We start from the raw sequence: 18752 nt of genomic DNA, 5'->3' as shown, positions 1-18752 counted from the left end.
CATACCAGGATCTCCCAGCCCTACTGGTGGGCATTCATTCAAGGAGCTAAAAAGTGAAGCTAATGACCTACAACCCCGTCGCAGGCATGCTCGTCCCCGTTGGAAACCAGGTGGTCGATCGCGCCCTCAAGGCTGCCCAGCAGCAGGTCGGTGACGCCGCCTGGAAGGGCGGGTTTTCGGACACGCGCGCAGACGGTCCGACCGCAGTTGCCCGCCTCGCCCTCGAGGGGATCTGCAAGCAGGAAGGCATTACCGGCCGCGTCACCGCCGTCAAGCTCGCCGTGACGCGTGACGGTCGCGGGAACGAGTACCAGAAAGTGCGCGTGCGTTTCGAAGGTGTCACCGAAGGCGATGACGGTGTCATGCTGTCGCTCGACATGCAGTCGGAACTCGCTCAGCGTCTTGCGCACAAGCTTCTCGGTGTGCAATCGGGCGAAGTGGTGACGTTCCTGCCCTTCTCCCAGTTGGTGAAGCGCGGCGAACGGTTCTTCGCGAACCAGGCACTGAGCCTGCGCAACGCTCACGGCAAGGAAGTCAAGGCACCCGAATCACTCTGGGCGGAGGCTCAGGCACAGGCGGACGCGGCAGCGACTACCCTCAGCGCTGCTGGCATCACAGATCGCGCTTCGCTGAACAAGGTGAAAGCGAACAAGAAGATTGAGTTCCATCATGCGCTTTACCGTGACCGGATCGCGCCGAAGTTCGAAAATGTGCGTTCGGCAGAGCCACTTGCTGCCTGAACACAACATCGCACCAACCCACACGCCGCATCCCATGGATGCGGCGTTTTTTTTGCCGGCAACAGGGGACACCTTATAAAGGTTGAGCACCCATCCCCAAAAAAGCGGCTGTCGGTCTCTGAACCCGCTATTCAGGCAATGGCACGCGCGGTACTCTTCGTAGACCTACTGACTTCTTCACGCATGAACCATGTCCACCGTCCTGTCTACCCGTGCCGCCCAACGCTTTTACTTTGCTGGCGACCACGCGATCGACCGGCTCGGACTGCGCACAGCCCTCACCGCGGACCTGCTGCTGGATCTGCTGCATGCTGGCCGCTCGGTCTGGCTTACCAATGCAAGCCGCAATAACAAACGTCGCGGGCACATTCTGGTGTATTCAGACGTCGACCGTGCGTGGTTTGTGGTCGTCGTCGCCATCGACGATGCCCAGCGCGGCGCAGCGATTATCACCGTCCTCGATCAGGCACACTTCGAGGCGGATCTTGGTCAACCGATCGAACCCGCCTGTCTCTACCGCGCTATGGTGCCAGTCGTTCCGACAGAGGTCGCGCAAGCCTGGCGCGTCGCCAACATGCCCCCTACCCGCAGGGAGCAGCGGGTTGCATCACGCCGCGCCAACGCCATCGCGCGAGCCACCACGCTGGATCCGGCGATGGTGATTTTCAAGGTGGACTACCGCGCTCCAGAGACGGATGTGATCCTGCGCGAGGAGTTCAACGCCATGCGTGAATATCCCGGTGCGGCGGAGAGTGAGGATCTGAAGGCATGTCTGGACGATCCCGCGTTCTGGGAATGGTTCGGCGCCCGCCTCGCCGCGGCAAGTATCCCTGTCGAGCGGATTGTTGCGCTGAAGGCTGCACGGGCGGCCGGCCCCGTGGTGACCCTGCTATCCGATGACACCCTGCTACGGTAGCATCAAGCGATCGCGGCACGCGGGTCATGCGAACCCGCGTAACTGATCACGGTACGTCCTCCTGCTTGTCGCACTCGGCCAGCACAGCACGCGCCATCATCAGGAGATCGAGTTGCAGCACGCTGGCTAGTCGCACGGCCGTTGCAAAGCGGATGTTCGGATAGCGCCCCGACTCAATGCCGTGGAGATGTCCTTTCGAACTGCCAGCGGCCGACGCGACCTCGTGCAACGTCAGGCCAAGTTCTTCGCGTCTCGCTTTGAGTATCCCGGCGACGGTCATGGCATCGACTCACGTGAAAACGATATCGGCAAGCCAGGCGATTCGAGCTGCTCCACAATCGCGTTCAGCTCAGTCCAACGCCGCGTGTGTAACTTCCTTCGACGTATCAGGCGCCTCGCGATTGTCTCCCGACCTGTCAAGTGCGTGGAAAGAGCGCGTCAGCCAGTACGGCGTCGCCTCTTCGATCCGCGCCACAAGACGCGATTCCAGGCCATGACCCTGCAGATGCGACGCAACTGCGGCGAACATTGCCTGCACGTTGGTGTAGATGCCTTGCGCGCCCATCGGCCGCCAACCATTGCCAACAATGAGTGGGGTCTCGTCGTCTGGCCTCGGGTGCCAGTTCAGCATCAGAGATTGCCGGTATCGCACGAGCTCGGCGACAAGAGCGTCGCACAGACGGATGTGGCGAAGAACCCCGGCACTGTCGCGCACGTCCGGGACCCAACCACAGGTCGCGGTTGTGTGCTCCACCTGCCGGAAACAGTGAAGGTTGCCCATCGTAAGCGCGGGACGTCGCGAGCTGGCCGCGATTTCCTCGCGCTGAGCTCCGGTATAGGCGAGTAGCCAGAAGATCCAGCGCCGCGTGGAATATGAGCGACGATGACCGCCCGGCTCATGTGCCAGCGCGTCAATCACCCCACCGATCGTAACGAGCTCGGCCTGCGTGAAGTGCTTATACTGAACTGGGGGTTTCGCGCGACTGCTGCCCTTTACCACCCGGACAGGATTGACTTTGATAACGCCACGTTCGCAAAGCGTGGCATACAGGGAACGCAACACCTGCAGTCCGTATCGCGCCACGTCTTCGCTCGGGCGTGTACGCGCATATTGCTCGAACACGGCCGGTGTGGCCCCTGCCAGGCCACCGGCGATGCCGGACGAGCAAACAAAGGCGACGAACCGCGAGCTTTCGCGCTTATATGCGGTATGCGTGTGTCCACGATAGCGACCCAGCCACGCCGACACAGCCGCCGCTTCGTCGACACCCGGTGCAGCCCCACCTCGGCCGCGCGCCAACGCGAGAGAGACACGGCGGAAGCCACCTTGCCGTGTCATCGCGCGGATGGCCCCTGGACGTTGCCAGCGGTATCCGGGTCGCCCGGTTGCACGCGAAATCCGGATTCGCTTAGCAATGCAATTGCCGTCGAAAGTTGTGCCATCGAAGCAAACTGCGAGCGGGGCACGAGAATGACGCCGAGGGGTACCTGCTCCGAGCCTTCTGCTCCCCGCTTCCAGAGCTGATCATCGGCCATCAGGCATTGACCGTGTTCGTCGACCAGGGTGATCACCCCGCCTTCCGCTGCGAGCCATGTACTCGCCCGCAACGTTTTTCCCGCATGCTCGTGCTCAGCGTCGGGAGGAAAGGAGACAGCGAAGGTCATCGCGTGGCTGCAGCGTGATTCGTCCCACGGCCGCGTGACCTCAACGATATCCTCAAGCGGCGTATAGCCGGCAGCACGGAGCGCTTCGCGCGCCTGCTGCCAGCTAAAGTGCGGCGCTTCGGTTGCCAGCGCGACGAGTATCCGGTCAATTTCTGCTTCCGGGTCCATGCATCCATCAGGTACCAGCAGCAGCTTCTGATGCGGAATGTCGCCCGAGACGGACGACAGTAGTGCGACTTTCGGCATGGTGTGCGATCAAACTCTGAATGGTACGGCGATTTTGCATTCAAACACCGCCGTCATTTAATTCCTCGTGCGAGCGGCCACGTGCGGCTCCTTCGGAAAGACCATTCGCCCGTATGTCGACGCGGCGTTCAAACTCCGCTTTCAGCCCGGCAACGAAGCCTGCCTCTGCGTTTGTCAGCCCCGCGAACTGCCCGACGACCGCGTCTTGCGGCGCCGATAGTTTTCCCTGTATTTGGGTACAAAGCGCCTGACGCCGCGCTCGCTCAAATAGCGAATAGGTCACACTGGCGTGTGTGTCGGCGAGGAAGCTGAGCTCGTCTTCAACCAGCCGGTTGATTTCCTCAGGCTTGAGCGACAGTTCTCGGGCCGTTACACGCTCGTACAACGCCACCAGGCTGAAGGGCCGATAGCGCCGCCTGCGTGTGATGTCGCGACGCATGGGCGGTCTGCAATCTAGTGGGAATGGGTTGCGTGCAGTTGCGCGAGGCTTTCGGTCTCAATCGCCGCGATAGCCTGGCGCAAAAACTCACTCGCGTAGGCGTCCCCGAAATTTAGCCGCAGCGCAGTGATTGACGAGATGGCGATGGCCTGCAGGAGCGCTCGCGCGTCGGGGCGTCGCACTGTTCCGAGTTGCTGCACAACCTCCCGCATCGCAGCGTGCCCGAGTTCTAACAGCTCGACGTTCTTTTCTTCATCCATAGCCAGACTTCATCCTGTTTTCCGGCCGCCGCGCGGCGGTGGAATGGGTCCTGTCGCGACCTACCAGTCCATCGACACCGCGCTGACATTGGTCCGGCCAGGTCGGCCGCCGCTGGGCTTCACTCCATTCGGGATTCGATGAATCTCCTGATCCAGCCGAACTCCAGCGAAAGCACTCAATCGGGTCAGGGATTGCGAGCTCGGGAATGACGGGTTCAGCGACGCGAGGGTGGTGGCATCGATCAGCAGGGACACCAGTTTCTCCCTCGTCGCGACAGACATCCTGCGCCGTGCCGTGAGTGCCTCGATTGTCGTTCGACAGGCGTTCTGCCGGACGTCGAGAAAGCGATCCGTAAGACCCGGGTGCGCGCTGATCGCGAGCAGGTCCGTGTCACCCAGAGGGGCGTTGTCGAAAGGGCTCACACTTGAGCGTCTTGCGATCAGCATTCCACCACCACTGAAAACATACACGCCCTGCCCGACGGGTCCATAGAGATCCAGCATCGCATCGAGGGGATCGGGAAGGGACGACACAAGGATCGACGCGTCATCCACGTGTGTGTGTGCTCGAGCTGCCGTACAGAAAAGATCACGGATGTCGATCGCCGCCCGCGCGGTGTCCAGCCGCTGCGCCTCGAGCGCACGGAGCGCGCCGGCGACACCGTCCACCAATGCATAAATCACTTCTGCGCCAGCAGACGAATAGAGGTGGACGGGGCGCATCTTTGCGCGACTGTCCGGCTGCACATGCGTGAAGACGAGGGTAGCCTGGACGGACGGCGTTTCACGTTTGATACCGCGTGTAGCTACAACTGGGAGGAGTGCTCTGGTGGTCATAGTCACTACTGTTTTTTTCTTTGGCATTTATCAGCGTCGGCGGCCACAGCGTATGCGAGCCGCGACCTGACCCGAGGAGTCCGATCTGACTTGAGCAAGCTGGGAAAACAATACTCGCCACCGTTTATATCGACACTTTCCCGGAGAAATTTAGCCCCCTGATGCCCGAATCAGGACGACGTAATTCTTGAGCCGATTTCCATCCGATCACATTCCGAGCGAATCACCAAACATTTCGAAAACCTTTCGACTCTCATGCATGAGAAATTCTCAGGGAAAAGTGATCGGTCAATCGTTTATAGCATCGATTCTTCTGACTAAATTATCGGCACCAACACCACGCTCGTCGTCCTCGGAGCTGGCGTCGCCCTGCCGCTCGTCCCCGCATCAACTGATGTCATCTCGGCCGATAATTTCTCGCCAATGAAATCAGCTAGGATGAATAATAATCTTACGATGAAAATTCACTCAGAAACGTCACAAATGGCATTCATGAGCGCATCCCCCACGCGAGACGACGCAACACGACCGATTGGCCAGCATGCCCTGACTGATCAGGTCGTGAAGCTGGAACATCTCGAGCTGAGGGTGTCACCACACATGGACAGGCACACGGCGGAGACGCTGCTTGGCATGCGGCCGCTCGAGCAAACCGAATACGGTCTTGCTGCAGAGATCATCCGGCCAGGACAAACGGTGGTCGACATTGGCGCCGGCTCCGCCGCATGGTCCCTATGGGTGGCAAGTCTTGGGGCACGCGTCGAAACGTTCGAACCTTCCCCCCTCCTCTGCCCTGTCGCGCAGGCCAATCTGGATGCGAACCGGTGTCTTCCCGTTGAGTTTCATTCGCGTTGGGCCGTAGTGCCCAGTCACCAGGGCGGACCAGTCAATCTGGCATTGCCCGGACACGGTTATGACGCGGCCTGTGTAGAACGTTACCCGCGCGCTGGCGACCCCGATGTCGTGCCCGTTCCGTGGCTCGAGTCCGCCGAGCGCCTCGTGCGCCGGATACGCCCGGACGCGGTGTTCGTCGAAACGTCCGGGATGGCTTGCGAGATTGCCATGGCGATCGCGAGTGTCCGGCATGACCGCCCACGCACGCTGATCGCGCGGCTGCGCCCGGATCTCGAGGGGGAACAGAGCATACGCAGCGCAGTGGAGGCCATCCGGGGTTTGGGCTACTCACTGCGCCTCGACATGCCAACGATGTTGTGGGACGGATGGATATTCGAGTGCTAGCCGGCACCGGAGCCGCAGATTTACGCAGAACGCAGTGAGCAGGTAGCAGGGTGGCGCAACCACGGCCACGTATATTTTTTGGAAAACCATATCGGGCACTAGGTCAACCCAACCCACTCAGCTCCCCTAGTGCTGATTCTCCGGAGAACCGATCATGAAAAAGGCTTTCAACTTCTCGCTTTTCAAGAACACCGTGGATGGCATCACCTTCAACAAGTCGAAGGACGAAAAGGTGCGCGCGGACTACAACGGTAACGGCAGCGAACGCGACGGCGCCGAGAAGATCCAGATCATCGGCATCAAGGCACTCTCGCAAGGCGGCAAGCAGTACATCCGCCTGGTCTTCATCGATCGCAATGGTCTCGACAACGAGTACCACAACGCGGCCCTCTTCCTGAATGAGAAGAAGGACGGCGAAAAGCAGCCGGACTACACCGGCTCGATCGACCTCGATCGCGACGGCAACGAGCGTCTGCGTCTCGCTGCGTGGCTCAAGAACAGCGATCGCGCCGGTCGATATCTGTCGGTCAGCGTATCGGAATTCCTGGCGAAGGAAGGTGATCCGGCAGCTGCAGGCGCAGAAGGGGCAGAAGGCGGCGTACCTGGAATCCCGGTTCCGGCAGGTGCGCCCGAAGACGACGAGATCCCTTTCTGACACACTATCCGTTCCAGCAACGGTAATCCACAGCCACACCTCCCCGGTGTGGCTTTTCTTTTTTCCGAGCCCTTTACAACTTCGACCACATCCAGAGGGATCCCTGATGGCAAGCAAACCATTCAACCCATGGCGTCGCGATCTTCACGTCGGGGGCGCAATGATGATCATTGGTGTCAGCACACTCGCCATTCTCATCCATACCGGGATAGCCAGCCCCCTGCGCTACGGTCCGTTCGCAGTGCTGCTGACTGTCTTCGGCTACTGGCGCGCGGAACGCGGATACTACCGCTGGCATGGAAAACACACCGAGGGGAAAGCACTCGCCGCACTTCGCGCGCGATTGCCTTCCGGCTGGACAATCACAAACAACGTGATGACCGCTTCTGGTGACTGCGACGCCATCGTATCGACGGGCAGCATCAGGTTTGTCGTCGAGATCAAGTCAGTACGGGCCGTGACGCTAACTCACAAGTTCTTTGGTCCCACAACACTCGCATTCGGGCGGGATGTCGGAGCAACGCCGGCGAGTCACCTCGCCCAGGCAGCGTTCAATGCCGGCAGCGCGGGCGGTGTTGCCATACTGTGGTACCCCCTCGCCCGCAAGAAAAACTACGGTCTCATCGGTGCAACATGGGTCGTTACAGGCGCCGCGGGAATGCTGGTCGGGGCGATGCAAAAGCACCTTGCAGCCGCCAGGTAGCCATCGGCACAGTGCTTATTTTTCTCCGTGACATGTCGTGGACCAAGTCCCTTTCTTCCCAATCTTCACGACGGAGAAAAATCATGCGTACACCCCATCAGTTACTCGAATTTGCAGTGACGAACGTGGCCTATCGCGAGGCACGCGGGAACCTTCAGTATCGCGCGATCGATGCGCTCGCCTATATCCGCGACCGCGGCTCGTTAGCCGACATGGAGCAATACACCTGTGCACACCAGTGGGCATATACCGGAACGGTCTATGGAGGTGACGATACAAGTTACTTCGGCGAAGGCCGCTGCTATTGCCTTCACTGCGGTATCGATGGCGATGCCTGAACACGCAAGTCGCTCCCAATACACCAATCCCGTCCCGCACCCTGTGCGGACGGGATTATTTTTTTGAAACTCCAGTCCGATGCGTAACCTCATGCTCCTCGCCCGGATGCTTGCGAACCGGCACAACCTCGAGGTCGAGATTGATCTGAAAGCGGCTAACGCAAGCATCACCCGGAAAAAGCTCACGCTACCGGGAATCTGGGTCGACGCGGTTTTGCCGACCGGCGACCCTCAGATCACCGAGCTTCTCGAGGGGGTCATTGATCACCTGGCCGCAGGACACGCCCGTCACACGGATTTCGATGCCTACGACGCCTGTATGAAGCACGCTGGTCCGCTGAAGATCTCGATCCTGGGTATTTTTGAAGACCTACGCGTAGAAAGACTGGCGGCAGAAGTCTACCCGGGCATCGCGAGGAATCTCGCGAGGACTGTGGAGCTGTTGATTCCAATGGGCTTCTTCGGCCAGGTCCGGAACATCGGCAACGCTCGCCCCGCCCAGGCGCTTGTCGAGGCGATGCTCTGCGTGGGGCGTGCGACGCTGTTGCGTGGCCAGGACGCCCCGCTGAAGGACCTTGCTCGTGCATATGATGCGTGGGCCCGCACACAGTGCCCCACGCTGTGGCTGCACATGATCGACATCATGCAGCAGGCGTGGAATGCCTCATCAACCGGCGAAGTCGTCTCGCTTGTCGACGAGGCCATGCAGCTGCTCGGAGATCTCGCCACTGGCGACACCGTAGCGCGCGATGCGACGCCCGCAGCTTCTTCAGGATCCTCGAGCGGGGTCGCAGACGACAAAGACGGTGGACCTGTCGGACAAGGCGGTCCTACGTCCGCCATTCAGGGGGAAGACGACGCACCGGCCGCCACGGAGGCACCAGGTGAAGCTGCCGCCCAGTCGCCCAGTAATGGGACGGTGACGACACAGGAACAGCGGTTCGCACTCTCGGTACTGGTGCAGCAAAACGTACGGCAGGCGGACATCGGCGATATGGTCGGCGAAGCTCTCGGGGGCGCTGTCAGCGCGCTGCCGGCGGACACCCGTATCGCTATGAAGGCTCCCGGAACGCGCAAATTGCCACTGCCGCCGACCTGGATCGCCACGGCTGGCCGGATTCGTGGGGGGCTCGGGCGGGACCTCGAGGCGCTCCTCGAGTCGCGCAGGGACGCGAATCGCCATGTCGGCCTCGTTGGACGTCGTCTGCAATCGAACCGCCTTCATCGACTTGCGGTGCTTGACGGCCGGGTGTTCCGGCGCCGGCGTGTCGAGGACGAAATCAATGCGTGCGTCAGTCTGCTAATCGACGTGTCGGGCAGCATGGGAGTCAAATCCCCAGCCGGCTTCGTTCCGCTCGAGGCAGCTGGCGGGACGCTCGTTGCGTTGGCTGAGGTACTCGAGCTGCACGACATTCCCTTCGCGGCGGCTGTCTTCAACGCTCGCGTCTGTACGATCAAACAGTTCGACGAAACCTGGAAACGCGTGTCACATCGCGCGCAGTCGATCCCCGTCCTCGGCGGCACAACGGCACTCGCCCCGGCGTTACGATCGGTGCTGATGGGGATGGCCGATCGCGATGAGGCGAGACGCCTTGTTATTGTGGTGCTGGACGGTCGGACTCCGGATATGGAACAGGTGGCGGCCTTGTACGCGGACGCGGTCGAGATCGACATCGAAATTGCGACCGTGCTGATCGCAAAGGCCGCGGATCGCTATGTCGCGCCGTACGCCGAAATGCTACGCAAGTTCGGCCGAAAGCCTTCGCTGACGCATTCGATGGATACGCTCGCAAAGACCATCATTGATGAGGTGCGTTCGCTAATTTGAGCGAGGCGTGGGTCAGACCGAGCTACCGATCTCGCACCCTCGGAAAATTCGCAGGTGCGAATTTCAGCGCAGCGAGAATTGCGAGCCGAGCAGGCGAAAAAAAGCCCGCCATCCGAGAGGAGTGGCGGACCGTGAGTTGCAGACCAATTACATACCCGGGGACGGGTTCGGCGAATGCTCCTCCCCCGGCACGACTTTCACAAACGCCAGCCAGCGCTCACAAGACGGTAGCGCCTTCAAAACATCGACAACAGCCGACTCATCCGGATGGTGGTCAATGTAGCTTCCGTTCACCACAGCATTCTGCAGATACATCAGATCGGCCAACGTGCGCGCGCCATAGGTTTCCACGACGTCCGACAGCGTTTCAACCGAAGCCAACAACTCCTGCATGAACTGCGCAGCAGGTTCGGCACCGACACGTTGCAAGTTGTCGAGTTTGAACTCATCGGCAACGTGCAAACGGGTCGCACCAATGTATTCACCGATCAACGTTGTCGAGACCACGAAACAATCGCTGTCATGCCGGGCAATCAGTGCAGCCCGCCCGTCCTCGTCAAGATCCGCGGTCATATGCTCCCTGAACCTTGTCGTGGCTTCCTCGACACTACAAGCGACAAGCACCTCAACCGAATCGTCATCGTCGCCCGGCACTCGTCCGGATATTACGTAGAGACGCTCAGCATCTTGCCGGGATTCGCCGGCCTCACTCGCGACGGGTATAACCAACGGATTGCCGTTCGCGCCTGCCACGGCCGCCGCTGTCATACCATCGCGCGCCGTCTCAGCCTCAACCTTCGTTCGAAAGCTCGTGATGTTCTTCCATCCAGCGCCCACGTCATATTCAATCCAGTGATCCAGAAACCAACTCAGACCGCTGGAGTTCGGACAGTGCTCGATACGAAATCGAGGTTCAAGCGACTGACTGAGTGTTACTCGCCGGTCCGCCTCAATGAGCCGGTTTGCCGTCGTTGCCGGCTCAGCAGCGACCACGTTGTCTACCCTTTCGATCAACGCTTCCATTTGAGATGGCACCTCGAAGTCACGTAAATACGCATCGGGCAGTGCTGCAATGGTCTTGATCTTGCCGGGATAAAGTCCCCTTTCTCTTAGATGTCCGGACAGCTCTCCGTGACTGAACGACGTGCCCACAGCAATGATCAGCTGATCCGTTGCATCGCTGCCGCGGTCGAAGCCGGCCAGCGTCAGCTCAAACGCGTGAACACCCATTTCCTTTTTCATCGTGAAATCTCCTGTGTAAGTAAGCCCGCTGTATGCGGGCGGTGACTGAGCACAGGGGATGTCGCTCCGGAAAATATCCTCTCGATCGATTCGCCAACGCGAGCTCCAATCTTTGCGCCAGCAACGGCCACTACACGACAACCCGCAATCTTCGAAAAATCGCGATAGTGGCTGTCAAAGAAAAACCCGCGTCTCGAAAGAGCGCGGGCGTGTGGGAAATGGGAATGTTCGATCAGGAACAGGTCATCGGATGCGATACCGGGAAAACCAGAACCCGACCGTCCTTGCAGAGGACGAAATCGCCCTGGCTTGCTGCCGGCTCGTGAACAACAATTTTCGATCGGAAGTCCGGACTCCGCGTTTGAGAGGACACGGAACAAGCACACAGGGAGGAGCCGGCCATCGCGACAATCAATACCATGAGAATGTTGGGCATAGGAAGCGTGCAGTTGTTAAAGGTCATCATCGGGAATGGTCAGGTAACCACGTGGCCGATCACCGGGCCACGCGGATCGTCTAACCACGCCTGCGCCTCGGGAGACGGCGTCAGATCTGGCTCTCCGCCAAACCTGCGTATCAAGGCGTCCGGATCCACCCCATTCGCCGGCGCGAGCCTGCGGAACTCCGCCAGCGTCGCACGGGCACTTTCAATATCCCGGCTGCGATTGAGAAACGCGTCAGCCTGATAGCGCCCTGCCTGCCCAAACCGCCGCTCCAGATCCGCTGCTCTGCTTATGCCTTCGCTTATCTCCACCAATCGGCTCAATGCGAACGAGACGGCACTGCGCACGCGATCGGGTACGTTGTCGTGTGTTGTTTCTTCCATATTCAAATCTCCTGTGTAAGTGAGCCCGTTGCACACGAGCAGTAGCCAAGCACGGGAGATGACGCTGCAAAAAAAATCCCGCAACTCGAAAGGCGCGGGCGTGTGTTGGACGAGAGTCGCCGGCGCATCCGGATGACGGATTGCTCAGGCTGTGAATGCGGTTCTAGTCCTAGGGGGCGCCGTCGACCTCGTAGAGGTACGGCGGCCAATCGGGATCGTGCGACACATCGCATACGATCGCCCGACCAGGAATCTCGGCCAGATCGGCATCGCGGCACTGTAATGCCTCTCGTATAGAACGTATTTCCGGTGAGACATCCCCTGTGCTCAGTTCATCGCCCGCTTCAGCAGCGGACTTACTTACACAGGAGATTTCGCAATGCAAGGCAATATGAATGTCATCGACCGGATCAACGCGGACCACAATGCAAATCAGGACTCTGCACGCGAGCGAACAGCACAGGTCCGTGAATTGCATAGCTCTGCCCTATTTCGGGTCCACCACCTTACTGATACGCGAGACAGAGTGGACCAGGAACTTTCGCATAACTATGGGTTGCTGGATGTCCGAAAAGATGTGGAAAAGGCAATCAAGCTGTTCCGGACGCCCACAACAGGCTGCGCTTACCGACTGGTGGCTGAGGTCACGGCGTCAGGTCTGGACGCTGTCTTTGAGCTGACCAACACAATTGACAGGCAGTGGTGGATCAATCCGGGGGCGACGCCCAGATTTCAGGGCGAAGGATGTCGTTCGACAAGCGTGGGCGACATTGTTGTCGAGGCCGGCGGTATCGGCCATTTCTGCGACAGTGTTGGCTGGGTGAGCCTTGGTGCGCTCGAGTGCCCGGCAGAAGCTGGGGATCCGTCGGATTCACGGACGGCAGGAGGTCAACCGGTCGCTACCGGTCAGTACGATGGCAGCCATATCGAAAGCCACTGCCCTGAGTGCGGCGAGTACGAAAGCGAGTGCGTGTGTGTCGAGGTTCAAAGCCAGGAAGGTGGGTTGCCCATCGTAGCGCCTCAGCAGGAAGCTGGAAAACTGACGGAGGGCGGGGCTTCTGTCGTCTATCGCGTTACGCGCGATCAGGCGGTTTGGGAGCGCGAGACCTTTGAAATTGAAGTACCACCGGAAATCCCGGAGGACGAACACGACGATTACGTACGCGATCAGATGGATGATGCCAATACGCCACGACATATTGAGATAGTAAATGGTGTCGAGGGAATCGACACCATTGTGGAAATGGTGGTTCAGCCGACGGAGTAAGAAAGCCAGCGTCCGCGCATCGGAATTCAATCAACCCCCAACCCAAAGCCCGCCCATCTTCGGATGCGGCGGGCTTTTTTTCGTCCACACGTTTTCTCGTGGCCCGCAGCGGGCGCGCGATGGACTGAACGCAGAGGATGTCATGACGAAAAAACCCGCCGTCCGTAGAGGACTGGCGGGCCGTGTATTTGGGCAGTTACGTGCCCATGAGTGGTTCCGGACTGCCCCCGTCCTGAGGGCTTCCGGTTTGCGGGTTTGCAGACTGGTAAAGCTGTTCCGCTACTTTAACGGCGGCCTGCTTGTCGGGAAGATCGCCGTTTTCCGATCGGACATATGTCCCGTCCTCGAGACCTGTTTCGATGTCTTCGATGTGCGCATTCGCCATCTCGATTAGCGCGGCCAGTACTCCCGAGGGGACCGGAACAACGTCGACTGCCACAGTCCCGGCTTTCGCTGCCGGCGGCCGCCAGAGTCCCGATTTGCGAAGCGTGGTCACGGCAAGGACCTTTGCGTCCGTCGCGGAGCCCGCCGCGATCAGTTCCAACACCTGCATGAGCGCCCGCGTGAGTCCGTCGACCCTCTGCCCTACGGCTTCGATACGATGTACAACGCCGTTCTCATGAATCTTTCGCTGATTTGGATCGAAAACGACTACATATTTTCCAGGCAGCGCCGTGGGGCGAACTGATGCGTTGACTCCTGACGCCGCCAAAGTCTCTACCTGCGACTCAGCCTGATCCGGAGTGAAGTGCGCCACCGCATCTTCGCCCCGGTCATCAGCCCGACCGAGGGCTGTCAGACCGCCGTACTCGACCGGCAGACAACCGGTGCTGGCCAGCAGATCTTCGATTGACCTACTGTCAGTGTGCTGCGGCATTTTCCCATTCATGATGCGAATCTCCTTGTTTGCGTGTAAGCCCGCGATGTGCGGGAGAAGAGCTGAGCAAGGGAGAGGTTCCGCAGAAAAATAGCTCGCTGGCCGTCGTCGCAAAGCCCGCCTGTGCACTAACGACGTCGATAATTTGACGCTGGCTCGCGCTGCTATGCTGGACCGATGGCTACCCTCTTCCTTGATCCCCTGTCATCCCGGATCGTGTATGTCCACCGCTGCGGATCCGGTCCGGTACCGACCGAGCAGGTCGTCATTTCCGAAGACGGGAAACGCGCGCTTGTCCCTTCAGAGCTGCGGGTCATCGACGTGCCGGATGACGAGTTACCCGCAGAGATGCACGCTCTCAACTGTGCGCAATATCGATACTGTGATCGGATGACGAAGAGCGACGTCGAATACAGCGCGCTGGCAACGCTCCGCCTCGAGCCGCCCGTACCGATCCGGGCGACGCATGAGCCCAAGGCCGGGGCCAGGGACCTGCTGGCGCCACTGCTCACGCGCACGACACAGGGGTACCGCGAGATCGCAGCGCACCTGCGTTGCGCGCAGGCGCTGGCCGCACTGCGGGGCGAAGATCCGTCGGTCCATCCGATCATCACCGCCCGGGCGCGCGTGCGAGGCATCCCGGTGGTGGTGGCCGCGACCCAGATCCTCGAAGAGGTCGAGGTCCTTTATGACGAGATTTCGCGTGCCGAGACCGGCATCGAGCTTGCCAGGCTGGATACATCGAAATGACAGTTACACGGATACCGCGAGCGCAAAGCTACCAGTTGCTGCGTTTCGACGATTTTCTGCCGGACCCGCAAGCCCAGGCGCTGGCAAACGCCGCCCGAACCCTGCCCTGGCAGTTCGGCTGGAAATCAAACGCGAACATGGCAGGTGGCCACTGGCATGTCGACCTCGACGGTGGCACCCGCACCGACAACGACGCCGAAGTGGAACAGTTGCTCACCCATGAGCTCGCGCGCACGCTCTGGGTCGCAGCTGCGGCTGGGCCGATGCGCGGACACACACTCGTGCGCGCCTATGCCAACGCCCACACTTACGGCATTGGTGGCAATGCGCATATGGACCGGCGCGACGATGGCTACTGGTCTCTCGTGTACTACGCGGTGCCAGAGTGGCGGTCGCAATGGTGCGGCGAGACGGTTTTTCTGGACCATACCGGTGACATCACCTGGTCATGCCTGCCCCGTCCGAACCGCGCGATCGTATTCCCGGCCAACGTGATGCACGCGGCACGCGCGGTCGATCGCGACTGCCACCAGTTGCGGGTCTGCATTGTTCTGAAGACCCGAGCCCCACGATGACCGTCGACTTCGAACTTGCGGTACCAGTTGCCCGGGCGATCGCTTTTCTGCGGGCAAGGGGTGCCGACGGCCTGCAGCACAGCGGCGCGAACCTTCTACGGCACCTCATCGGCACATACGACATCCTCGCGCAGGTGGGCGCGCCAGCGCCGATAGCGCTCGCCGGCCTCGTCCATTCGGTGCATGGGACGGCCGCATTCGAGCACACCATCTGCCCGTGGAACGAAGCCTCCATGATCGCGGAGCTGGTCGGTCCGCAGGCGGCGAGAATCGCGTGGCTCTTTTGCCGGCTGGACCGCCGGATCGCCACGATCAGCGAGTTGATCAGCGGATGTCGGCCGTCGGCGATCGACCGTATTACGCGCGAACCGTTGACCCTCGCTCCGGTAGAAGTGGTTGGACTCGCCTGGATCGAAACCGCGAACCTGCTCGAGCAGAACGCGCTGGCCAACGCGCCTGTCCTCGCGCGCTGCGCCCGGGACTGGGGCATGATCGGGCCGCACGGATTCCGGCTCCTTGCCACCAGAACCGAGGCGGAACTGCTGCAGGACGATCCTGCCGTCCACTAGCGTTGGCCGCCTCATATACCGGCTCCAGGAACAGGTTCAGCCGATATTTAGATCAATCGCCATGCGCTTATAATTCCTTCCAGGCGATTTTAAATATCAGGCGATCCAGCCTCATCGGCCGATCAACACCTTTCCCCGGAGAAAACCATGCGTTCGAGCCTTGCTTTGATGGTGGGCATTGCCTTGGTGCCCGCGACTTATGCCCATGCACAGCAAAGCCCGGCAGACGGAAAGCGACCCGCGCTGGTGGAGTCTGTTTACCGCGTACCATTCACCGCCCGCAAGAGTCGCCTTTCGAAACAGGCTACGTCCGCGCTCGACGCGGTTCTCGAGCGCACCTCGGCCGCGCAGGCAATCACGATCGCCGGCTGCGGCGATCCGGGCGCATCGCGGACCTCGATCCCGTACCAACGCGCGACACAGATCCGCTCATGGCTCGTGAACAACGGCGTCGATGGGCAAACTGTTGCGATCGCAACCGATACTGATGCCAGCGTGCTCCGGCGCGGCCGTCTGTTTGACTGCGCAGTCATCGTGACGAGCTCGTCACCCGGCCGTGTCGTCTCTGCAACAGTACCGCCCTTCGCGACTACGCAGACAACGGGTTACCCGGCCGAGTCCGACACTGGAGCCCATGATCTGCCAGTCGATGCTGCCGCGGCCGCGCCGGTGGCTGTGCAGCGGGTCACGACGGGTAGCCGGATGGATACCGTCGCGGGCGGACCAGGAACGGCAACAGGCGCTCGTGAAGGCGACGTGAAACGCACGACTCTGGTGCGCGACATCATGGACCTCGTGTCGCGCCACGAGATTCCGCCGGAGGATGCGGCCGAGTTGCTGTCGCTGCTGATGAAGGATGACACCACGGGCGCAACGTCGTCGCCGTCGACCACGCGCGGACAGGATGTGAAGCCAGCCGCGCGCGGGACCACGGGTGGCGACGCACCTGCGGCGCGAACACCGAATCACGTGATCCCCGCGGTGTACCGGCCCGAGCCGATGCCCTATGACTCCACGCGGTTATATGCCTCGGCGCAGCAGCCCGCGGCGTCTGTCGCCGCAACAGCGCCGGGACCGGTAATACAACAGGTGACGGCGCCGCCGGCGGAAGTCTCCATCGCCCCCGTGCAGAAGGTCTGGATGCTTAACGCAAACCACACGCTCAAGGAAAGCCTTGCCGACTGGGCACGCTCAGCGGGCTGGAAGGTTCCTGAATGGAGAGCTTCAGATCCTTACAACATTACTCAGGGCGGCCCGCTTACGGGTGGCTTTCTCGACGCGCTACGCACCGTCGAAAGCCTCGTGCCGCAACTCGCCATCGCGGTCAATCCCCAGACGCACGAGATCCTTGTGACCGATGCTGGTGAGCACAAGGCGAAGACATAATTTTTGACCTGCCATAGCTCTTCGCCAGGTCCTTGAGGCAGTCCTTCGCCTCAATTCACGGATCCGGGTGATTCACATTACTTGATCTTTCAAGAAATTCCCCTTCCAGTCCGATAACCAAAGTGGGTGCGTGGAGCGCAGGTTGCGCCACGTCATCGCTTTGCACATTGGAGTACACCAAGGAATACAACATCATGAAAAAAAACTTCGAAATTAAAAAATTTGCCGTGTACGGTGTGATTGCTGCTTCCACCATCCTTGCCGCATGCGGTGGTGGTGGAGGCGGAAGCAGTGGTAGCAGCTCTGGCACCACGTCGAGCGGCAGTGGCAGCACGACGGCTGCGCAAAGTTCGACGTCGCCAAAGACCAGCGTCGCAACGCCGACGTACGCAAGCTCCTCGATGCAGGCCTCGGCATTTTCGATGCTGAATGCATACCGCTTGGCCATGGGTGTCGGCGAGCTGTCTCAGGACACGATCCTGGATACGTCGGGGCAGGCGCATGCCCTTTACCTCAACACTAACTTCGCCAACGGCAGCATCACCGCCGTGACGCACAACGAGGTTTCGACGAACGCGGACTACTACGCAGCAACGCCGCTCAGCCGCGCCCAAAAGGCGGGCGCGCCTGCAACGGAGTGGATCAGCGAGAACGCCGCGGTCGGTCTGAGCCAGGCAAGCAGCTCCGCCTATGCATCGGATTGCGTGGGCCAGTTTCTGAACACGGTCTACCACTTGCAGGACGCAACCGAAGTTCAGGAAACAATCGGTATCGGTTTCCAGCAGAACACCACGCAAGGGACTTATTCCTGCGTGTTGGACTTCGGCCAGACAACGGGTGTCAGTGGTACCCCAGTAGCGAACGGTTATCTGACGTCCGCTGGTCAGCAGATGGCAACGACGGCGATCGCACACTCGCCGCTCGCCAACGAAACCGGTGTTGCGCGCGCAATGACTGCAGAAAGCCCGAATCCGGCACCGGATCTCGCTTCTCCCGGTCGGCCGATCATGATCCGGGTCACTGCCGCGAATGCGGGTGATGTACTCACAGTGACCAGCTTCACGCTGACGTCGTCAGGTGGTACGGTTGTACCGGCGCGGATCATTGTGCCGTCAGCCGCGCTCACGGGCTCCACCTCGAGCGCGACGGCCGATGTGAATAACGCGATGGCAGTCGGCGTAGCATTCCTGCTGCCGCAAGCGGCTCTTGCTGCGAACACCACGTACACCGTGGCATTCAGCGGACAGCGTGACGGAACGCCCATCAGCACGACGTGGACGTTCACAACGGGTAGCTAGGCAGGAGTCAGGCTGCTAAACGACAGAGGGGACTTCGGTCCCCTCTTTTTTTCGCCCTCTACTCAACCTCCATTGGTCTCGTATTGAAAGTTGTAG

General features: G+C 60.4%; 23 protein-coding genes. 13 read left to right on the top strand and 10 right to left on the bottom strand.

All coding sequences use genetic code 11. The annotated features are described in order from the left end of the window. The first annotated feature begins 53 nt into the window (after window positions 1-53). Together HWX91_RS32465 and HWX91_RS32460 are read left to right on the top strand one after the other, a co-directional pair. A complete protein-coding gene (locus HWX91_RS32465; RefSeq protein ID WP_127837887.1) occupies window positions 54-740 on the top strand; it encodes a hypothetical protein in 687 nt (228 codons plus the stop codon). A 190-nt stretch (window positions 741-930) separates the two neighbouring features. Then, on the top strand, window positions 931-1656 hold the full coding sequence (locus tag HWX91_RS32460; protein WP_028197165.1) for a hypothetical protein: 726 nt from the start codon (window positions 931-933) through the stop codon (window positions 1654-1656). Between the two features lie 46 nt (window positions 1657-1702). Here HWX91_RS32460 and HWX91_RS32455 read toward each other — a convergent pair whose 3' ends face one another. From HWX91_RS32455 to HWX91_RS32430, 6 genes are all read right to left on the bottom strand, one after another. Continuing rightward, window positions 1703-1936, bottom strand: a complete 234-nt coding sequence (locus tag HWX91_RS32455) for a helix-turn-helix domain-containing protein (protein WP_028197164.1) — start codon at window positions 1934-1936, stop codon at window positions 1703-1705. 69 nt (window positions 1937-2005) lie between these two features. Beyond that, the gene (locus HWX91_RS32450) at window positions 2006-2905 is read right to left on the bottom strand and encodes a site-specific integrase (protein ID WP_127837888.1); all 900 of its coding nucleotides are present in this window, start codon (window positions 2903-2905) and stop codon (window positions 2006-2008) included. A gap of 86 nt (window positions 2906-2991) precedes the next feature. Next, window positions 2992-3567, bottom strand: a complete 576-nt coding sequence (locus tag HWX91_RS32445; RefSeq protein WP_028197162.1) for a hypothetical protein — start codon at window positions 3565-3567, stop codon at window positions 2992-2994. Window positions 3568-3607: 40 nt separating this feature from the next. After that, entirely contained in the window at window positions 3608-4006 is a 399-nt protein-coding gene (locus tag HWX91_RS32440) for a hypothetical protein (protein ID WP_028197161.1), read from the bottom strand. Between the two features lie 14 nt (window positions 4007-4020). Beyond that, window positions 4021-4266, bottom strand: a complete 246-nt coding sequence (locus HWX91_RS32435; protein WP_028197160.1) for a hypothetical protein — start codon at window positions 4264-4266, stop codon at window positions 4021-4023. A gap of 60 nt (window positions 4267-4326) precedes the next feature. Then, a complete protein-coding gene (locus HWX91_RS32430; protein ID WP_127837889.1) occupies window positions 4327-5130 on the bottom strand; it encodes a hypothetical protein in 804 nt (267 codons plus the stop codon). Window positions 5131-5703: 573 nt separating this feature from the next. Between HWX91_RS32430 and HWX91_RS32425 the strand changes: the two genes are divergently transcribed. From HWX91_RS32425 to HWX91_RS32405, 5 genes are all read left to right on the top strand, one after another. After that, on the top strand, window positions 5704-6342 hold the full coding sequence (locus tag HWX91_RS32425) for a class I SAM-dependent methyltransferase (protein ID WP_127837890.1): 639 nt from the start codon (window positions 5704-5706) through the stop codon (window positions 6340-6342). 154 nt (window positions 6343-6496) lie between these two features. Then, on the top strand, window positions 6497-6997 hold the full coding sequence (locus tag HWX91_RS32420) for a hypothetical protein (RefSeq protein ID WP_027693489.1): 501 nt from the start codon (window positions 6497-6499) through the stop codon (window positions 6995-6997). 106 nt (window positions 6998-7103) lie between these two features. Beyond that, the gene (locus HWX91_RS32415; protein ID WP_127837891.1) at window positions 7104-7700 is read left to right on the top strand and encodes a hypothetical protein; all 597 of its coding nucleotides are present in this window, start codon (window positions 7104-7106) and stop codon (window positions 7698-7700) included. An 83-nt stretch (window positions 7701-7783) separates the two neighbouring features. Then, entirely contained in the window at window positions 7784-8038 is a 255-nt protein-coding gene (locus HWX91_RS32410) for a hypothetical protein (protein WP_037022946.1), read from the top strand. A 91-nt stretch (window positions 8039-8129) separates the two neighbouring features. Next, window positions 8130-9866, top strand: coding sequence for a vWA domain-containing protein (locus HWX91_RS32405; protein ID WP_162181298.1), 1737 nt, complete (start codon window positions 8130-8132; stop codon window positions 9864-9866). 147 nt (window positions 9867-10013) lie between these two features. On the opposite strand, the gene HWX91_RS32400 is transcribed toward HWX91_RS32405, so the two are convergent. Both HWX91_RS32400 and HWX91_RS32395 read right to left on the bottom strand, forming a co-directional pair. After that, window positions 10014-11108, bottom strand: coding sequence for a hypothetical protein (locus tag HWX91_RS32400; protein ID WP_027693563.1), 1095 nt, complete (start codon window positions 11106-11108; stop codon window positions 10014-10016). Between the two features lie 475 nt (window positions 11109-11583). Then, on the bottom strand, window positions 11584-11934 hold the full coding sequence (locus HWX91_RS32395; protein WP_027693564.1) for a hypothetical protein: 351 nt from the start codon (window positions 11932-11934) through the stop codon (window positions 11584-11586). 379 nt (window positions 11935-12313) lie between these two features. On the opposite strand from HWX91_RS32395, the gene HWX91_RS32390 reads away from it, so the two are divergent. After that, entirely contained in the window at window positions 12314-13201 is an 888-nt protein-coding gene (locus HWX91_RS32390; protein ID WP_028197156.1) for a hypothetical protein, read from the top strand. 196 nt (window positions 13202-13397) lie between these two features. Here the strand turns inward: HWX91_RS32390 and HWX91_RS32385 are convergent, their stop codons facing one another. After that, a complete protein-coding gene (locus HWX91_RS32385; RefSeq protein WP_028197155.1) occupies window positions 13398-14090 on the bottom strand; it encodes a hypothetical protein in 693 nt (230 codons plus the stop codon). 165 nt (window positions 14091-14255) lie between these two features. Here HWX91_RS32385 and HWX91_RS32380 point away from each other — a divergent pair, with 165 nt between their 5' ends. The 4 genes from HWX91_RS32380 (at window position 14256) to HWX91_RS32365 (ending at window position 17358) form a co-directional block, all read left to right on the top strand. Further along, window positions 14256-14828, top strand: coding sequence for a hypothetical protein (locus HWX91_RS32380; protein WP_045707096.1), 573 nt, complete (start codon window positions 14256-14258; stop codon window positions 14826-14828). Further along, window positions 14825-15403, top strand: coding sequence for a 2OG-Fe(II) oxygenase (locus HWX91_RS32375; RefSeq protein ID WP_052660746.1), 579 nt, complete (start codon window positions 14825-14827; stop codon window positions 15401-15403). Before HWX91_RS32380 ends, HWX91_RS32375 begins: the two co-directional genes overlap by 4 nt. Then, window positions 15400-15972, top strand: a complete 573-nt coding sequence (locus HWX91_RS32370) for a DUF6817 domain-containing protein (protein WP_028197153.1) — start codon at window positions 15400-15402, stop codon at window positions 15970-15972. Before HWX91_RS32375 ends, HWX91_RS32370 begins: the two co-directional genes overlap by 4 nt. Window positions 15973-16119: 147 nt before the next feature. Further along, window positions 16120-17358, top strand: coding sequence for a TcpQ domain-containing protein (locus tag HWX91_RS32365; RefSeq protein ID WP_028197152.1), 1239 nt, complete (start codon window positions 16120-16122; stop codon window positions 17356-17358). A 55-nt stretch (window positions 17359-17413) separates the two neighbouring features. Here the strand turns inward: HWX91_RS32365 and HWX91_RS40990 are convergent, their stop codons facing one another. Next, complete coding sequence (locus HWX91_RS40990; RefSeq protein ID WP_062859110.1) at window positions 17414-17806, bottom strand: hypothetical protein; 393 nt, start codon at window positions 17804-17806, stop codon at window positions 17414-17416. Between HWX91_RS40990 and HWX91_RS32360 the strand changes: the two genes are divergently transcribed. Beyond that, on the top strand, window positions 17781-18656 hold the full coding sequence (locus tag HWX91_RS32360) for a spore germination YkwD domain-containing protein (protein WP_221306572.1): 876 nt from the start codon (window positions 17781-17783) through the stop codon (window positions 18654-18656). The genes HWX91_RS40990 and HWX91_RS32360 overlap by 26 nt on opposite strands. The last annotated feature ends 96 nt before the right edge of the window (window positions 18657-18752 follow it).

The organism is Paraburkholderia fungorum (assembly GCF_902833645.1).
GTDB classification, from domain to species: Bacteria; Pseudomonadota; Gammaproteobacteria; order Burkholderiales; family Burkholderiaceae; genus Paraburkholderia; species Paraburkholderia fungorum.
The sequence above is the reverse complement of the archived record's forward strand: the minus strand, read 5'-3'. Positions and strand labels throughout refer to the sequence as shown.

What these genes read in the sequence shown, in the direction of transcription:
- HWX91_RS32390 (WP_028197156.1), top strand. Translation starts at nt 12,314, where the DNA reads ATGCAAGGCAATATGAATGTCATCGACCGGATCAACGCGGACCACAAT.
- HWX91_RS32370 (WP_028197153.1), top strand. Translation starts at nt 15,400, where the DNA reads ATGACCGTCGACTTCGAACTTGCGGTACCAGTTGCCCGGGCGATCGCT.
- HWX91_RS32400 (WP_027693563.1), bottom strand. Translation starts at nt 11,108, where the DNA reads ATGAAAAAGGAAATGGGTGTTCACGCGTTTGAGCTGACGCTGGCCGGC.
- HWX91_RS32425 (WP_127837890.1), top strand. Translation starts at nt 5,704, where the DNA reads ATGGACAGGCACACGGCGGAGACGCTGCTTGGCATGCGGCCGCTCGAG.
- HWX91_RS40990 (WP_062859110.1), bottom strand. Translation starts at nt 17,806, where the DNA reads ATGGCCAAGCGGTATGCATTCAGCATCGAAAATGCCGAGGCCTGCATC.
- HWX91_RS32445 (WP_028197162.1), bottom strand. Translation starts at nt 3,567, where the DNA reads ATGCCGAAAGTCGCACTACTGTCGTCCGTCTCGGGCGACATTCCGCAT.
- HWX91_RS32420 (WP_027693489.1), top strand. Translation starts at nt 6,497, where the DNA reads ATGAAAAAGGCTTTCAACTTCTCGCTTTTCAAGAACACCGTGGATGGC.
- HWX91_RS32415 (WP_127837891.1), top strand. Translation starts at nt 7,104, where the DNA reads ATGGCAAGCAAACCATTCAACCCATGGCGTCGCGATCTTCACGTCGGG.
- HWX91_RS32395 (WP_027693564.1), bottom strand. Translation starts at nt 11,934, where the DNA reads ATGGAAGAAACAACACACGACAACGTACCCGATCGCGTGCGCAGTGCC.
- HWX91_RS32405 (WP_162181298.1), top strand. Translation starts at nt 8,130, where the DNA reads ATGCTCCTCGCCCGGATGCTTGCGAACCGGCACAACCTCGAGGTCGAG.
- HWX91_RS32375 (WP_052660746.1), top strand. Translation starts at nt 14,825, where the DNA reads ATGACAGTTACACGGATACCGCGAGCGCAAAGCTACCAGTTGCTGCGT.
- HWX91_RS32360 (WP_221306572.1), top strand. Translation starts at nt 17,781, where the DNA reads ATGCTGAATGCATACCGCTTGGCCATGGGTGTCGGCGAGCTGTCTCAG.
- HWX91_RS32430 (WP_127837889.1), bottom strand. Translation starts at nt 5,130, where the DNA reads ATGCCAAAGAAAAAAACAGTAGTGACTATGACCACCAGAGCACTCCTC.
- HWX91_RS32380 (WP_045707096.1), top strand. Translation starts at nt 14,256, where the DNA reads ATGGCTACCCTCTTCCTTGATCCCCTGTCATCCCGGATCGTGTATGTC.
- HWX91_RS32460 (WP_028197165.1), top strand. Translation starts at nt 931, where the DNA reads ATGTCCACCGTCCTGTCTACCCGTGCCGCCCAACGCTTTTACTTTGCT.
- HWX91_RS32385 (WP_028197155.1), bottom strand. Translation starts at nt 14,090, where the DNA reads ATGAATGGGAAAATGCCGCAGCACACTGACAGTAGGTCAATCGAAGAT.
- HWX91_RS32440 (WP_028197161.1), bottom strand. Translation starts at nt 4,006, where the DNA reads ATGCGTCGCGACATCACACGCAGGCGGCGCTATCGGCCCTTCAGCCTG.
- HWX91_RS32365 (WP_028197152.1), top strand. Translation starts at nt 16,120, where the DNA reads ATGCGTTCGAGCCTTGCTTTGATGGTGGGCATTGCCTTGGTGCCCGCG.
- HWX91_RS32435 (WP_028197160.1), bottom strand. Translation starts at nt 4,266, where the DNA reads ATGGATGAAGAAAAGAACGTCGAGCTGTTAGAACTCGGGCACGCTGCG.
- HWX91_RS32455 (WP_028197164.1), bottom strand. Translation starts at nt 1,936, where the DNA reads ATGACCGTCGCCGGGATACTCAAAGCGAGACGCGAAGAACTTGGCCTG.
- HWX91_RS32410 (WP_037022946.1), top strand. Translation starts at nt 7,784, where the DNA reads ATGCGTACACCCCATCAGTTACTCGAATTTGCAGTGACGAACGTGGCC.